Source organism: Streptococcus sp. A22, assembly GCF_043674215.1.
Lineage (GTDB): Bacteria > Bacillota > Bacilli > Lactobacillales > Streptococcaceae > Streptococcus > Streptococcus suis_V.
Window position 1 is genome coordinate 46,911 of the sequence record NZ_JBIMJQ010000007.1, and the last position, 16,341, is coordinate 63,251.

The 16,341-nt window shown below is 40.1% G+C and carries 16 protein-coding genes and 1 pseudogene; 2 read left to right on the forward strand and 15 right to left on the reverse strand.

The window, feature by feature from the left end:
- Positions 1-77: 77 nt before the first annotated feature.
- The 15 genes and pseudogenes from ACHBHN_RS04345 to ACHBHN_RS04415 form a co-directional block, all read right to left on the reverse strand.
- Positions 78-917, reverse strand: coding sequence for a metallophosphoesterase (locus ACHBHN_RS04345; protein ID WP_394733679.1), 840 nt, complete (start codon positions 915-917; stop codon positions 78-80).
- A gap of 51 nt (positions 918-968) precedes the next feature.
- Positions 969-1,862 (reverse strand): aldose 1-epimerase family protein, encoded by an 894-nt coding sequence (locus tag ACHBHN_RS04350; RefSeq protein WP_394733680.1) that lies wholly within the window; start codon positions 1,860-1,862, stop codon positions 969-971.
- 64 nt (positions 1,863-1,926) lie between these two features.
- Positions 1,927-3,333 (reverse strand): 6-phospho-beta-galactosidase, encoded by a 1,407-nt coding sequence (lacG, locus tag ACHBHN_RS04355; protein WP_105212242.1) that lies wholly within the window; start codon positions 3,331-3,333, stop codon positions 1,927-1,929.
- Between the two features lie 235 nt (positions 3,334-3,568).
- Complete coding sequence (locus ACHBHN_RS04360; protein ID WP_002941140.1) at positions 3,569-5,248, reverse strand: lactose-specific PTS transporter subunit EIIC; 1,680 nt, start codon at positions 5,246-5,248, stop codon at positions 3,569-3,571.
- Positions 5,248-5,565 carry a PTS lactose/cellobiose transporter subunit IIA gene (locus ACHBHN_RS04365; protein WP_003048451.1) on the reverse strand — a complete coding sequence of 106 codons (318 nt, stop codon included), beginning with the start codon at positions 5,563-5,565 and terminating at the stop codon, positions 5,248-5,250. The genes ACHBHN_RS04360 and ACHBHN_RS04365 overlap by 1 nt, the downstream gene beginning before the upstream one ends.
- Positions 5,566-5,751: 186 nt before the next feature.
- The gene (locus ACHBHN_RS04370; RefSeq protein WP_394733681.1) at positions 5,752-6,585 is read right to left on the reverse strand and encodes a PRD domain-containing protein; all 834 of its coding nucleotides are present in this window, start codon (positions 6,583-6,585) and stop codon (positions 5,752-5,754) included.
- 188 nt (positions 6,586-6,773) lie between these two features.
- A complete protein-coding gene (gene lacD / locus ACHBHN_RS04375) occupies positions 6,774-7,751 on the reverse strand; it encodes a tagatose-bisphosphate aldolase (RefSeq protein WP_394733682.1) in 978 nt (325 codons plus the stop codon).
- A 1-nt stretch (position 7,752) separates the two neighbouring features.
- Positions 7,753-8,685, reverse strand: a complete 933-nt coding sequence (locus ACHBHN_RS04380; protein WP_394733683.1) for a tagatose-6-phosphate kinase — start codon at positions 8,683-8,685, stop codon at positions 7,753-7,755.
- Positions 8,686-8,694: 9 nt separating this feature from the next.
- Positions 8,695-9,210 (reverse strand): galactose-6-phosphate isomerase subunit LacB, encoded by a 516-nt coding sequence (gene lacB / locus ACHBHN_RS04385; RefSeq protein ID WP_002941130.1) that lies wholly within the window; start codon positions 9,208-9,210, stop codon positions 8,695-8,697.
- Between the two features lie 26 nt (positions 9,211-9,236).
- Entirely contained in the window at positions 9,237-9,659 is a 423-nt protein-coding gene (gene lacA / locus ACHBHN_RS04390) for a galactose-6-phosphate isomerase subunit LacA (RefSeq protein ID WP_024389016.1), read from the reverse strand.
- A 205-nt stretch (positions 9,660-9,864) separates the two neighbouring features.
- Positions 9,865-10,632, reverse strand: a complete 768-nt coding sequence (locus ACHBHN_RS04395; protein ID WP_394733684.1) for a DeoR/GlpR family DNA-binding transcription regulator — start codon at positions 10,630-10,632, stop codon at positions 9,865-9,867.
- A gap of 137 nt (positions 10,633-10,769) precedes the next feature.
- Complete coding sequence (gene pezT / locus ACHBHN_RS04400; RefSeq protein WP_105123016.1) at positions 10,770-11,528, reverse strand: type II toxin-antitoxin system toxin PezT; 759 nt, start codon at positions 11,526-11,528, stop codon at positions 10,770-10,772.
- Positions 11,528-12,004, reverse strand: a complete 477-nt coding sequence (gene pezA / locus ACHBHN_RS04405) for a type II toxin-antitoxin system antitoxin PezA (RefSeq protein WP_105123017.1) — start codon at positions 12,002-12,004, stop codon at positions 11,528-11,530. Before pezA ends, pezT begins: the two co-directional genes overlap by 1 nt.
- A gap of 114 nt (positions 12,005-12,118) precedes the next feature.
- Entirely contained in the window at positions 12,119-13,315 is a 1,197-nt protein-coding gene (locus tag ACHBHN_RS04410) for an iron-containing alcohol dehydrogenase (RefSeq protein WP_105123018.1), read from the reverse strand.
- Positions 13,316-13,452: 137 nt separating this feature from the next.
- Positions 13,453-13,800, reverse strand: a pseudogene (locus ACHBHN_RS04415) (CHAP domain-containing protein); the annotation flags it as partial.
- Positions 13,801-14,261: 461 nt separating this feature from the next.
- Here ACHBHN_RS04415 and ACHBHN_RS04420 point away from each other — a divergent pair.
- Complete coding sequence (locus ACHBHN_RS04420) at positions 14,262-15,026, forward strand: alpha/beta fold hydrolase (RefSeq protein WP_394733685.1); 765 nt, start codon at positions 14,262-14,264, stop codon at positions 15,024-15,026.
- A 103-nt stretch (positions 15,027-15,129) separates the two neighbouring features.
- Positions 15,130-16,281: a glycerophosphodiester phosphodiesterase family protein gene (locus ACHBHN_RS04425; RefSeq protein ID WP_172068324.1), complete on the forward strand. Its 1,152-nt coding sequence runs from the start codon at positions 15,130-15,132 to the stop codon at positions 16,279-16,281.
- Positions 16,282-16,341: the final 60 nt, after the last annotated feature.

Genomic DNA, 16,341 nt, shown 5'->3' on the forward strand with positions numbered 1-16,341 from the left:
TTTGATTCGGAAAAGTAATAAAACCCACTGGCTCATTAAAAGTCAGTGGGTTTTTGAGTGGTTAGAAAGAAGTGAAGTTACGGATTAACAAGATCGACAATGATAATTTCTGGGCGATTAAAGAATCTTGGTACTCGTGTAGATTCTTTAGCCAGACCCCTGCTTACAATAAAATACGAATTTTCAACTTCATATAAACCACCTGCATATTTTGGAAGAAAACCTTGATTAGGCGCAAATACACCATTAACCAAATAAGGCACTCTCCATTGTCCTCCATGCGCATGACCAGATAACACTAAATCAAATCCATACTTTTGATATGTGTCAATTAGTTCTGGCCGGTGCGCTAGTAAAACTTGAAAGTCAGTGCTTATTTGCTTCCCTTTTATGTCTTCAAGTTGGTCTAGCAAATTCTCACTAGTATCATACTTTTGAAAATATTCAGGATCATCAATGCCTGAAATAGTGATGGACTGCCCCCTTACATCAACTCTACTACTATCTCCAGATAATACGACCACATTCTGTTGTCTTAGATGTTCCAGCATCTGATCATATCGATTACTCCATATTTCATGATTACCTGACACATAGTAAGTATGATTAAATTTTCCTAGCCCGCTTAACAATTCTAGAGTTTTTCTGTCAGAAAGTTCATCATCAAAAATATCTCCACCTAATAAAATGATATCTGGCTTTTCTTTCTCTAATGTTTCCAAGATTTGTATCTGATTTTTACCGTAATTTGATGAGTGTAAATCAGTAATTAGAGCAAGTCTGATTGGCTGAGATATTTTGGGACTAACAAGCCTGTAATGAGTTACTTGAAGCCGACTGTCAAAACCTAAAGCAAGAAAAATTAGGATACAAATAAAAACAAAGCATCGTGGCTTAATATTTTTTAGTTTTTTCATTATACGAACTATTTTACCAAATTTCTGTAACGAACAAACATTTTCAAAAGGTTACTCAATAATAATATCAAAATGTTTTTTATCAACTTTTTTTGGAGCAACGTAACTAATATTTCGTTTGGCATTGAATATGTCAGATTCTTCCAGTGATGTAGAGAGTCCGCTCCATGGTTCTAATGCGATAAAGGGACTCTGATTTGTAGTTGACCAAATCACTAAATATGGAAAATCATCAAATGCAATCGAAAGTTTCTTCTGATGATTTTTGGATTTCAAGGTTACCTTTCGTGATGCTAATTGATCCAATGTTACGGCATCGTACTCAAACAGTTGATAGGACAAGTCCAAGATCTTTTGATTTTCCAAGAATGGCCGACGATCTCGCAGATCAAGTAAGCCAATTTCTGGAAAACTTCTAGGTACCGTACAAGATTCTACTTTTTCAAATTCTAAATAATAGTCTTCATAACTCTCACCATCCAACAAAGGACAATTAAAACCAGGATGCCCCCCAATAAAGTAAGGTAGTTTTCTATGTCCTTCAAGATTTTTCACCCGATATTCAGTTCGGATTGTATTGCCAAGTAGTGAGTAGTTAATGGAAAGTTCAAATTCAAATGGGTAATTTTTTACGGTTTCCTCATTTGATGAAATAGAAAATTCCAAAGAATTTTCGGTTCTCCTTACATTTTTGAACATCATTTTTCGTACAAGTCCATGCCTTGGAATTGTGCCTGTAAATGTCGGTCTTTCTGCAGGTTCATAGATAGCCCAATCATTTCGTAAACTTCCACAAATCGGAAATAGAACTGGTGCTTGACCGCTCCAATAGGTCGGATCCCCTTGCCAAAGATATTCGACACCATCATTGTCTTTTATCGAAGTAATTTGCCCACCTAATTCAGAAAATTGTACTGTTAAGTTCTCATTTTTTAATTCGAACATAAAAACTGCCTCCCTTATATGAAAACAAGGATGCTAACTTGAGCTAGGCATCCTTGTATTATTTTTATTCAATAACCTGTGTTTCTGCTACTTTTTTATACCAATAAGCACTTTTCTTTGGATAGCGTTCTTGGGTTTCAAAGTCAACATAGAACAATCCATATCGTTTCTCGTATCCATTTGACCAAGAAAATACATCCATCAAGGACCAGATGAAATACCCTTTAACATTGGCACCATCTGAGATAGCATCTGAAATCACTTCTAAATGCTTTTTCACGTAATCAATTCGACCATCGTCATAGACTGTACCATCTACAAATTCATCTTTATAACCGAGACCATTTTCAGTGATGTAGATTTTCTTATAGTTTGGATAGTCATTTTTCACACGCATGATTTGATCATAAAGACCTTGCGGATAGATAATCCAATCCCAGTCCGTTTTTGGAATATCAACTGGGGACTCTCTACGACCAACTCCTTTGATTTGATACTTAGAACTTCCCTTTTCACCTTTACCATTATGGATGATTTCCGTTTCTCCATCATGAGCTCTCATCCAATCACTCATATAGTAATTGATGCCCAAGAAGTCGTTCAAATCTTTTGCAGCATCTAAGGCAGCGAAGTCTTCATCACGAAGGTCTAATTCCCCACCATTTACTTTCAGAATATGGCGAACACCTTCAAGAGTCTTTTCAGAATAGTAACCCAAGTATGTTGCATCTAGGATAAATTTATTGTGAATAATATCTTCAAGCTCCGCTGCACGGACATCGTCTGGATTGGTTGGATCATAAGGATATTTCGTTGGCAATGCATGGACGACTCCAATTTCTCCGCTATAACCAGCATCCTTGTAGAGCTTAACTGCCTTGGCATGTGAAACCATCATATTGTGATGAGATTGGAATACTTTAGCTAGGTCATACTGAATACCTGGTGGGAACTTCCCAACAAGATACTGACCGTCACCAATTGGGCCGATTTCATTAAAGGTTGTCCAGTAATTAACTTCAGGGAATTCTTTGAAGCAAAACGCTGCATAATTGACAAAGTGTTCAATGTTATCTCGATTTAGAAAGTCACCATTAGAATGTAGCGTTTCTGGTGTATCAAAATGGTGAAGCGTTACAAATGGTTCTACGTGACGTTTATGGCATTCCGCAAATAATTTATGGTAAAACTCTACCCCCTTTGGATTCACTTCTCCAAAGCCTGTTGGGAAGATACGAGACCACGCAATTGAAATACGAATTCCGTTTACCCCAAATTGTTCACTTAGTTCTAAATCAACTGGATAACGATTATAAAAATCAGAAGCTGGTTCCGCAGTGTACCAGTAATTATCTTCTAGATACTTATCCCATGCAACACGACCTTTTCCATCTGTCTTTGTGGCACCTTCTGCTTGATATGCAGCAGTTGCTCCACCAAATATAAAATCTTTTGGTAATGTTTTAACCATATGCCTACCTTCTTCTATCAAAAATAAATAAAGGGGGAGGAGTTGGAGATTTATTACTCCCTCCCCTTTTGATTAAGAACCTGTATTCACAAGTGAAGTGCTTGTATATAAGAGATAGTTTTTCGCTAATCAAGGCAGTTTTTTGAGGGAATACTGACTGTATTTTGAAAAAAACTAACGATGAGTAGCTGAAAAACTAGCCTTAGATGGAAGTGCTGAACTGTGAATACAGGTTCTAGAACTGTTGTTTGACAAAGTCAAGAGCACCTTGACCATCACGTGTGAGTTTAATGTATTGAGCCCCTTCAGTTTTGGCAAGTTTAATACCCAATGCATCGGTTTCTTGTTTAATGTCATCGTAGTTTGATGCTACTTGAGGTGCAAGGATGACTAATTGATACTCTGGCAAAATCTCACGGTGCGCCCCATAGCTTCCTGCTGTAGCTGTAACTGGAACACCATATTCTTTTGCAGCTTTCGTTAGAGCGTTGGCAAGCAATCCACTTGTACCACCCCCTGCACAAAGTACCAAAACATTTGTTTGTTCAGAAATTTCGGTGTCGACTGCAGCTTTTTCAAGAATAGCATCCGCTTTGGCAGTATTGAAATTAGCTGCCACTTTCTCTTTCAAGCTATTTTCAACTTTCCCTGATTGTTCTTCAGCGAGAATCTGCTCATCGTAAACTTTCAAGAATGGATAATAGATAAGTACATCGACAACTACCAATAAGATAGCTAGTGCAAAGGCAAGTGGAGCAAAGTTTGTTCCCATTACAATCCCCAATGGTCCTGGAGTTGTCCATGGCAAGTTAACGCTGAAACTGTTCATTTTAAGCGTATCAACAAAGAATTTGAAAATCCATACGTTAGCAATTGGAGCTAAGATGAATGGAACAAAGAATACTGGGTTGAGTACAAGTGGTGCACCGAACAAAATCGGTTCGTTTACACCAAAGAAAGTTGGAACAACTGAAGCACGTCCAATTGCTTTATTTCGTTTAGACTTAGTCAACCACATAAACATGAATGGCACAACCAAGGTAGCACCTGTACCACCCATTGTCACGATAAACATTTGAGTACCTGAAGTCAGGATTTTATCCGCATGTTGTCCCGCCTGTAGAAGCTGGAAGTTGGTTTCAATGTTGGCATAAGTAATGGCTGCAATTGCTGGTTCCACAATAGATGGACCATGAATCCCTACAAACCAGAACAAAGCATAGGCACCAAAGATAATGGTAATACCAACATAACCATCTGCGGCTGTAAATAGAGGCTCAAATAATTTCAGAATAGCCTCAGCAACGTTTGTTCCAAGGAATTGACGTGTCACAAGATCAATTCCATACAAGACAAAGATAGACAATGCATATGGAATCACATCTTTAAATGCCTGGGATACGTTCGGTGGAACTTCGTCTGGCATACGAATGGTAACATTGTTTTTCACACAGACCTTATAGATATTAACCGTAATGAAGGCAGCTAGAAAGGCTGTCAAAAGTCCCTTAGTTCCCATGTAACCATTGGCAAATCCACCTTCAATACCATCAGAAGCCAGTAATAGGAAACCTGAAATTGAAGCAATCATGGTTGAAATGAAGTTGATTTGATTGGTTTTTGGCAATTGACGGTTAAACGCATCTGTCAAAGATTTTGCGGTCGTTCCTGCAACTAGGACAGCTACAATCCCCATTGTGTAACCGTAAGGTTTCATGATAGCCGCAACTGCTTCATCAGACCAAGTAAATCCAAAGATATTCGGCACGAAAGCTACCAATAGGAAGATACTTGAGAACAAAATAACTGGCATGGCTGCAATAAAGCCATCACGGATAGCCCTTAAATAAGGGTTTCTCGAAATCTTTTCAAAGAAAGGCTTCCCTTTCTCAATGAATTCAATCAATTTATTCATTACTTATCACCTCGTTTGTACAGTTCAATCATATGACTCATCATGTCTTTCAATAATAATGTGGTCATGAGATGGTCTTGACCATGCATGAGCGTCACACTAAAGGCTAAATCCTCACCAGCCGCTTCTTTCTGCAACAAACTTGTCTGAGCATGGTGGGCTTCAACAATACAAGCATTGGCAGCTTCAACTAGTTCTTCTGCTTTTGCGTAATCACCTTTTTGAGCAGCAGCCAGCGCCTCCATCAAACGAGAACGAGCATCACCAGCGAATGCAACAATCTCAAAACCTAATAAAGTAATTTCTTCTCTGTTCATAATATGAACCTCCTATTTTTTATGTACTCAATGGAAATACCATTCAGACTAGCTTCAACAGTCTAGGAATAGACTGTTGAAGGTTGGAAATAAGACGAACGAGTTCGTATCGATATAACGCAGATAGAACTAAAGTTCATCAAGTTGAGGCAACAACGTCTGAATTGGATTTACGAAGAGTATGATTTACAATAACCGTTGAATATGTAATACAATATAGAACCTTTCACTGTCATTTACAGGTTCATCAACCAATGATGTAATCATCTCAAAAATCTGACTACCTATTTGGTAAGCTCTTGGATTCTGGAGCTTGATATACTGTTCCAAACTAGCAATCGATTCATTTGACTGATGGGACCTATCTAAGTAATTCAGAAAATAGGACAGATGAATCATAAAGCGATCATAAAAATTGCTATTTTCTTTTGTGCGTTTAATCCCATTTTCTATCAAAATTTGTTCAACCTCAGCAATAATTTTCTTACTGATGTCATGTTCTTCACTTGTGGGATGAATCGTTTCACCCTTTGCATTGATTAAGTGAAGTGCAATTTTACCAATCTCATCATTTGGAAAATCATTTAGCAACTTTTCACGAAACATAGCTAAGGCTTCACGCGCCATTTTATATTCCAATGGATATTCGGCTGAAATATTGGGTAGCTTACTTTCTTGATAAGTATTCTTTAAAACCGCCTGATAGGCACAATAGATATGATCTGTCAGTGTCACATAGAGATATTCTTGTACAGGGTAATGATACGTTGCTACAAGATGATTGATAACCGTGTAGGTTGCTGAAATAAAATCTAAGGGAATATCTTTTAATAAGGTTAGAAAATTTTCTTTGGCTTCATCATTTTTTAGCGAAAAGATATTTTCTATCTTATCCTTAACAATTAAATCCCCTTTCTTCTTTTGAAAGGTTATACCTAATCCCATCACGACTGCCTGTTCCCCATGTTCATTTTTCACCAGTGCAGCGTTATTATTTAGTGACTGTATAATCCTAAACATGTATCCCTCCTATATTTTTAAGCAAAAAAAGACTACAAACAAACCGAGAATATCCTACTCTCAAATCCATTTGTAGTCTTGCCTAATCGAATTAGTTACAATCCACTCTATTCTTGCTGATGAGATTATTATAGCATATTCTCAGAAAATGTAAACCCTTTCTTTTAAGAAAATGGTTATTTTTTCAATTATTTTTCTAGCCAAGAAGTTGCTGTTTGAGACAAGACTGCATCAAGTCCCTCAATATTTTCACGACCAACAGTACGTAACCATTCACGTGCAGCTTCTTCACCTTGTTCAATATAGACTGGCACAACACCTGCCCATGTTGCACGACCACAGAGAACACCGTTAAATTTAGCACCTGCTTCATGCGCAAACACCAGAGTATCTTGGAAGAGTTTTGCAGAAACACCTGCACTTAGATAAATATAAGGCAAATGAGTTGATGCTTCTTGTTGATGGAAATATTCGGCTGCTTCTTCTTTTGTATAAACGACTTCCCCTGTTCCAAAGCCTTCTACAAAATTCATGTTCACAGGTACTTCTACCTTGAGAACATCTACTCCAAAACGTTCATCCGAAAATACTTTCATGGCTTCATTTACTTTTCTAGGTTTAACTTTAGCAAACTCAACACTAGCATTGTCTTCAATCGTTTCATCGTAGCTCAAAATTTCCAAAAAGAATGGTAAACCTTCAGCCTGACATTCTGAACCCAAGCGTTCAATATAGGCATGTTTTTGAAGATTGACGTATGGATCACCATCAACATCATAGTAGAGTAGAAACTTAATCGCATCTGCCCCTTCTTCTTTTAGTCGTTTTACAGACCACTCCACTAGGCAATCTGGTAAGCGACTAGTAGAGCTGGTATCATAGCCAGTTTTTTCATAAGCTAGGAGCAAACCGCACTGTTCGTCACGGGCGCGTGATGCTGGCAAACCAAATTCAGGATCTAATAGAATTGAGGAAGAAAACTGTGTTAATTCCTCTGAAACTAGTTTCTTTAGTTCTTCCATCTGCTTCACAGTAGGTTCTTCTGTCTGATGTTTTGCCATCATTTTTTTCAGGGCTCCACGTTGGTCAAATGCTAAAGCTGAAATAATACCTGCTTTATTGCTTACTTTTTCCATGTATTTTCTTTTATCTGCTGTTGCTACCATATTATACCTCTTCGACTTCGATTTGAGAATACAACGATTCTGCATTTTCTAAATTGACGTAACCCGTCTGTTCTTCCTGGGCATTTAACATGCCTAAAACATTAGCATTTTTTAATAATTCTGCTTCGGGTAGAGCATGGACCAAACCTGCTGCAATACCTGCAACAGTTGAATCTCCTGATCCTACTGGATTGACGACTTTGATTTTTGGGATTTTCACACGATAGAACTTGTCATTGTGCTTGGCAAAAGCCCCCTGTGCCCCTAATGAGACGACTATCCAATCAATTCCTTGGAAAAGTTGATCAGACAAAACTGATTTTAACTCTTGAATATCATCAGTAACTTCTTTACCAATCAGTTGTGATAACTCCTCTGTATTCGGCTTAATAACTGTCGGCTTCTGCTGGCTTTCTAAAACGTTTTTCAGCGCCTCACCAGAACAATCCAGAACAACAGCCACACCGCATTTTTTACAAAGTTCAATTATTTTAACATAGTAGTTACTAGCAAGTCCCTTAGGCAAACTTCCTGAAATGACAACTACATCTACATTATTCAGGATGATTTCAAGATGTTCTATAAAATTCAAGGCTTCATGTTCTTGAATAGTTGGACCTTGTTCTAAAATCTCCGTCTGTTTGCCATCATGAAGAACCGCAATACAGTTACGTGTTTCGCTCCCAATTTCCACAAAGGAGGTTTTAACATCATTTCGAGTTAGTTGTTTCTTGACATAGCTTCCAATCTCACCGCCAATAAAGCCTGTTGCTACAACATCTTCACCAATTTGTTTCAAAACTCGTGTGACATTGAGCCCCTTGCCTCCAGCTGTTTTTTGAACTTTTTCTACTCGATTGACCGTATCCAAATGAAAAGTATCCAATTGATAGGCAATATCAACTGACGGATTTAAAGTGATTGTCAAAATCATGTGAGCCTCCTAGTCGTGGTATTCTCCACGATCCCACTTTTCAAGAAATTCCGTAAAGAACTCTGGATTAGCCTGCTCTTGATTGAGCGTTTCAACTGCTGCAATCTTTTCAATCAAACGTTTGTTTGCTTCAGTTGGTTTGTATTCTGCTTTAATGAAGGCTTCAATGATGTCACACATGAGCAGCTCGCCCGTAATCTTTCCTCCAAAACCAATGACGTTGGCGTTTAACTCTTCTTTTGCATAGAGTGCAGAGGTCATATCACGAACCAGGGCTGATCGAACACCAGGTACCTTGTTTACAGCATTGTTGATTCCAACACCTGTTCCACAAATACAAATTCCCAAATCTGCTTGTCCGCTTGCAACAGCTTCACCAACTTTTTTACCAAAGATTGGGTAATGAGTACGAACATTGTCATAAGTCCCAAAGTCCAATACTTCATATCCTTGATTTTTCAAATAATCTACCACAGCGATTTTTTCATAGGTTACAATGTGGTCACAACCGATTGCAATTTTCATCTCTTATTCTCCTTTGTTTACAACAATTAGCACATTTTATTTAGCATATCGACACGAATTTGGTGACGGCCACCATCATACTCACCTTCAACAAATCCTTTAACGATATTTTTAGCAATTCCTTCTCCTACAATCTCACTACCGATTGTAATAATACGCGAATTGTTGTGTCCTCTTGTCATATAGGCAGAACGTTCGTCTGAAACTTCTGCAGCGATCATGCCTTTGACTTTAGTTGCGGTCATAAATGGACCAACACCATAAGCATCAATCACAATGCCAAGATTTTCTTCCTCTTGATTAACTTCTGCAACTACTGCCAAAGTTGTATCAACAAAATCACTTCCATCACTGACATCTTTAAAGTCATATGATTTTTCTAGCAAATAATCTTTAATAACGTCTTTTAGTTTTGAACCTGCTGGATCAGCACCGATAATGATTGTCATAACCTATCTCCTAACAAAAATAGAAAGTTGTAGCCATATTTGGCAGAAAATCTTTGTTTTGCAAAACTTAGAAAAGCGTTTTCGCTTTTTATGTTTAAATTATACAACCAAACAAACACAAAGTCAACATATTTTGTTTTATTTTTGTTTATTTTTTTCGTATACAAACAAAAAAACCAACATCTCAGTGTTGGTTTTGATAACTTTATGATTTTGTAGAAATAATTTCAATGCGATTACTTAATAATTGGTAATTTTCATCCTTTGCATTCATATCGGTCACTAGAGCAGTTACATCATTCAAATCACAAAAAGAAGTAAAATCATCTTTTCCAATTTTCGAGGCATCTAGCAGTAGATATTTTTCTAAAGAATGTTTAATGGCAATATTTTGCGTATAGGCTTCAGCTAGGGTAGAGGTCATGACATCAGTCCCCTTAAGTCCGTTACCTGAAAAGAAAATCTTGCTGAATCGCATTTTTTCTAAACTTGTATTGGTAATTTCTCCTACAAAAGATTCTGTCACTTGACGATATTCTCCCCCCAAGAGAAAGACTTGAAAATCCTCAGTCTTCTTTTGTGATAAGATGGTAAAAACAGGCATACAGTTTGTGATGACTGTTAGGCGAGGATTTTTAATGGTCTCAGCCAGAAAGGCCACTGTTGTTCCTGGACCTAAAAATACCGTGTCTCCATCTTCTATCAGTTGTGCTGCCCTTTCCGCTATCTCTTGCTTGGCTTCCTTATTTTGAATGTGTTTCTCAGAATGAGAATATTCCCGATATTGAAAAGCCTTATTGCTTCTAGCACCGCCATGGATTTTTGTTAAAACACCTTGCTCTTCCAACTCTATAAAATCACGTCGAACAGTCATATCAGTAACATTTAGCAATTCTACTATCTCAGAAATTCGAACTGTGCCTTTTTTGTTTACCAATCGTGTAATTTCTTCTAGTCGTTCTCGTTTATTCATGTTTAATCCTTTGTTGTTTTTTTACATTATATCAAAAATAAACAAGAATATGTTGGAATTTTGAACAATTCAAACCACCCATTCGATAATATAATGCGAATTACTGTTCCTAGAAGAATTATCAATTAGAAAATTAACTACTTTTTAAACTCCCTCAACCGTTCCTGTCCAAACTTCATCATCTCTTCCTCTACCTTACTCCATTTTCCAAAGAGACACTCTTGTAACACTTCTGCTACGGAACCTTCATCTGATTCAGAATCATATATACAAGTTCTATCTCTTTGGTAAATTTGAATTCGTTCAAAGAGTTTCTCACTTTCTAACTCCCTCAAGTTATCCACCAAGTTCTCTACAATCCCATCATGGTGTTCTTTTGGTGTTGCTCTAGCCTGAGTCGGATCGATGGCATAAAGTTCTTCGTAACGAATCAAGGTGCTGAGATAAGAAAGCTCTGGTTTGGTACCAATTACAGCTAAAGAAACTTGGTAACCTTTAGAACGGAGTAATTGAGCAGTCTGACGAGGAACTTGAGTGGTACGCAAAGTCCCTTCAATCAGCAAATGATAACCCTGCGTGCTGAGTTCGTCAACCAACTGTTCTACCATTTTTCCTGCAAATCCCTTGGTATAGTCCACGCTGTCCTTGCCATACTCTTCTTGCAGGGCTAAGTAGTTGGGATGCTGAGAACGGCAGCTATCACCATCAATGATAATGATATTACCTTGAAATTCCTTTTGCATGATACGATGAATAGTCGTCTTACCAGCCCCGCTTTGTCCTCCAAGCAAAATAGCTTTCGATCGATCTGGAATCATCTTTCCTCGGGTTAAAGCCCGAATGGTTCGCTGTAAAGCCTTCTGAAAGTCAGCCTCACTAAATTCTTCCAATCTCATTAAGCCACCACCCGATGATGCACCATCTCTAACATCCGCTCAATACCATCTAAATAACCATTGTAACGCTCGATTTCATCGAAGGTATCGACAAGGTAAATTTTCGTATTGATCAATTCAGCCAAGTCATCACTCATCAAAATCCAAGGATTCGCTTCATCATCAAAAGCAATCTCTTGACTATCCTGATATCTATAAAGCTGTGATAAAATGGCTGCTCCTCGTTCTTTTATCACTTCTACTTTTAAAGTCAGATGGTAATCTTCAACAGGTGTTAACATCTTGTCCTCCCCTACAATATCGACATAAGAGATGTTAAATTTCTGACAAATGCGGTCGATAAGCTCTGTTGATACGGTGCTGGTGCCATTTTCATAGCGACTCAGGCTATTGCGTGAAATCCCCACCATTTTCGCAAATTCTGGTTGTGTTAAATCGTGTGTATGGCGTAGTGATTTTATATTGTCTCCAATCATAGCCTTTCCCCCTATTCTTAGTTTTATTGTAACACAAAACGCACCAAATTTGGTGCGTTTTTAATCGATTTTTTCACAAAATAGCTCTCGTGCTCTTTTTAAACCTACTTAGGCCTAAAACTCCTCCATCTCCACAAAGGAGGCAAGAATAATCTCTTCCACATGGTCCACTGAAAGAGTCACAAAAACATTTCCATCCAAGCGACCATGCAACACAGCCTGCTCGCTCATTTCTCTCACCAAATCTTGGACTGGGATACCTACTTCAGGCAAGGTCATCGGAATTTCCATCTCATTTTTGAAGAAATGGTAGGTTTTCTCAATAGCCTGTCTAGCCAATTCTTCATCTGAACCTTCTGTCAGTCCCCAAACATTGCGGGCATAAGTTGCAAATTTCGCATGTGTCGTCGGATCAGTATCAACACAGAATTTCATCCAGCGCGGTGTCAAGACAGCCAAACCAATACCGTGCGTAATATCATAATAGGCCGACAATTCATGCTCGATAGCATGGCAAGTCCAGCCGCCCGCACGTCCACTAGCAACCAAGCCATTCAAAGCCAGGGTCGAGGTCCAAAGCAAGTTGGCACGCGCCTCATAATTTTCTGGTTCTGCAAGAGCCACCGGACCATGTTTGATGGCCGTCTTCAACAAGCCCTCTGCAATGCTATCCTGAACATCCACTCCAACTGTGCGATTAAAATATTGCTCAAAAAGATGGCTCATCATATCCGCCGTACCAGCTGCCGTCTGCCATTTTGAAACCGTGTAAGTCAAGGTCGGATCTAAGAAAGAGGCCCGCGGAATGAGCTCCCAGCCACCTGTACCCAATTTTTCATTGGTCTCCATATTGGAAATCACAGCCCCACGGTTCATTTCTGTACCAGTTGCCGCCAGCGTCAGAATATCTACAATCGGAACTGCCTGGCCAATCAGGCGAGGATTTTTGACCAAATCCCAGGCATCACCATCGTAATAAGCTGCCGCAGCCATAACCTTACTGGCATCAACGACTGAACCGCCACCGACAGCCAAAAGCATGTCTAGGCTATTTTCGCGAATCAACCTTCCACCTTCACGGACTGAATCAATCCGCGGATTGGGCTCGACACCTGCCAGCTCCACCCACTCAAAATCATTGTCTTTCAGCAAGGCCGTAACCTTATCATAGAGACCAGAGCGCTTGATGGAGCCACCACCGTAGACCAAAAGTACCTTCTTGCCGAATTGTTCCAAGACCTCTGGCAATTCAGCTAAGCGGTCACGTCCGAAACGGATGTCTGTCGGAATCTGTAAACGAAAATTATTCATCATGTCTCCTTTCAACGACGAGAAATGTATAAATTAGTGAAAACGCTACACTCTTAGTATATCATTCTTGGCTCCAAAAATCAGCTGCTGTAGATAGGAAAGCAAAAAGAGGCCAAGACCTCTTTCCTATCCCTTACCTAAGCATCCGCTGGTGGGTAGATATAGCTAACCGTACCTGCCCCGGTAGTCGTCGGGTTAAACCATCCACGGTAGTTTCCAATGGACATATTGCCATTAAAATTCGATTCCATCACCTGAATGGTCCCGTCAGCTGCTACGTCTGTCACATAAGCCACATGTCCATAGCCACCATCTGTCCATACGATAACGGCACCTACCTGAGGAGTTGTCCCAACCGTATAGCCCTGAGCCGCAGCACTTGCTGCCCAATCACCTCCATTGCCCCAATAGTTACCTACCCATGGCGCTAGCTCCTTTACACCCCAGGTACATTGGCCGACTGGATAGGTGTTGGCAGTATAAGTGGTCGTTACAGCGGAACTATAGGTCGTAGAGGCTGTAGAGACCGTCTCCGAAATGACAGCGCTACTGTTATCAGCCACTCCAAATGATTGGTAGATTGGAGCTGGATGTTCTCCCAGATAGCGCGGACCATAGGAATCAAAGGTATCTGCACTTGCCGAGGATTGTCCCAGCATGACCATACCTGCAACTAAGCTTGCAGCGATTCCCAATTTCAACTTCTTGTTTGCAAAAAATGTATTCATTTCAATACTTCCTTTCTTCTAGAACCTATATACCAAAGCGAAGCACATTTATATAAAAAATAAAGCTGCCGAGCTATAAAGGTGGGTTCGGATATTACCCTATCTATCCTAAGACAGAAAGCTTGAAGAAGCCTTAAATAAATATGACAACTGTTACAGCTGACTCACAAGCAGATGACAAACATGTTATAATGGAAAAAATGATTGGAGGAAAGTTTATGAAACATATGGTCTTGATTCACGGAACCTGGTGCGATGGGGCTGTCTGGGGAGAATTTGCCACAAAATTAGAAAAAATGGGCATCATTGTTCACACGCCTAGCCTGCGCTACCACGACTTACCCTATGAGCAAGTGATGGAAAAGGTTGGTGCCGTCAGCCTGACCGACTACGCTGATGATTTGGTTGCCCTGGTCGAAAGTCTGGAAGAGCCTCCTCTACTACTAGGGCATTCCCTTGGCTGTCTCTTGGCACAAATGGTCGCCGAGCGCACAGAAATCTCCGGCATGATTCTCATGGGACCTGCCCCTACTGCCGACATCTTTGCCCTCTATCCAACCATGATTCGTTGTTTCATCCGCCACTTCCTGCGCTGGGGCTTCTGGAAAAAGCCCATGCCACCATACAAGGATGAGTTTTTCACCTATTGCCTCAACGTCCAGGATCCTAGCCTCAAGGAGGATATCTTCAAGACCCTGGTTCCTGAATCCGGCAAGGTTTACACTCAGATGGCCTTTCCTTTCTTTGACAAAAGCAGAGCAGGCTATGTGGATTTCAGCAAGATTTCGGGTCCAGTCCTGGTCATCACGGGCAGCGAAGACAAGATGACCGTATCCGCCATCGCCAGAAAAACAGCTCAGAACTACGCCGAATCAGTGCTCGTATCCCTAACAGGAGCCGACCACATGTACGAATCCGGCAAATTCCAAGACAAAACCCTCTCTGTTATCCGCGCCTGGTTGACCGAGAAGAATTTCATCTGATTCCCCACACCAATTGCGCTTAGGTTTCTCAAAAATATAGTAGATTATTTGATGGTTTTAAAGTATAATAAGCTAGTACGTAAAATCAGAAAGTTCCGCAAGCATGAAGCAATCTATCAAATCAAACATCCGAAAACGAAAAATACAAAGACCCCTATGGAAAAAATTAGCCATTGGACTCCTGGTCCCCCTATTGGCCCTGGGACTTTGGTACTCTGTCAGTCTGGCCAATTACTATCTCCAAGCACATCTGACAGAAAGATTTCCCCAGCATGTGCAAGAAATTTACTTCATTCTCTTCGCCCTGCTCTATAGTGGCCTTGTTCTGATCCTGTCTTTCTCGCTCTGGCTCTGGTGGAAAGTCATTTTTGACGAAAAATTCACCTGGTGGAAACCAGCTTCCTTACTGGTCGTCTGGCTACCCGTCTTTCCAGTCTTCTACCTTGTTAAACAAGAGGCCAGACTGATTATCCCAAAGTCTCCACAGGTCATTTCCCACCGGGCCCTCAACGGTCCTAGCGCAGTTGAAAATAGTCTCGAGGCCTTCCAAATTTCCAGCAAAAGCAAGTTTGACTACATTGAAATTGACATCTGGGAAACAGCAGATTTGGAATATGTGGTCTTTCACGACCCTAATCTATCCGGCTGGACAGGGCTCCACTATCGGCCACACGACCTGCCCTTAAGTACTCTAACCAACATTAGCTTGACCGATCAAGAGGGGCATACAGCCCATATCGCCAGCTTTGATCAGATTCTGACAGAGGCCGAAAAGTCTGGTCAAAAGCTCCTGATTGATTTCAAAACTTCTGAGCTAGACAGTCCACAGATTGTAGAAAACTTTCTAGGAAAATACCAACAGCGGTTAGAGCAAGGCCAGCATCAACTACAAACAGCTGACCAAGAATTTATGAAGAGAGTCCTCAGCCACTCACCTAAATTTGAAACAGTCTTGATTATGAATTCCATCCTTGAGGAGCAATTTCCAGGTCTGACTGGATTCAGCGTCCCTTTGAGCGACCTGTCTCCCGAATTACATGATTACATCAAAGCCTCCAAGAAATTTCTCTATGTCTGGACAGTCAATGATGAAGCTGGCGTGACCCAGGCAGATGATTTAGCGGTTGATGGCATCATTTCAGACTTTCCTGGCAAGACCCAAGACCAACTAAACCACACCTTGGTGTATTCTAAGTACAAGGATTATTATCACAAGCAATTGGAGAACCTTCTCATCTTTCCAAGCTTAAAATAAAGACAGCATAGTAGCAATCAGGTGGATACCATCTGGTTGTTTTTTTTTTGAACAGGCTAC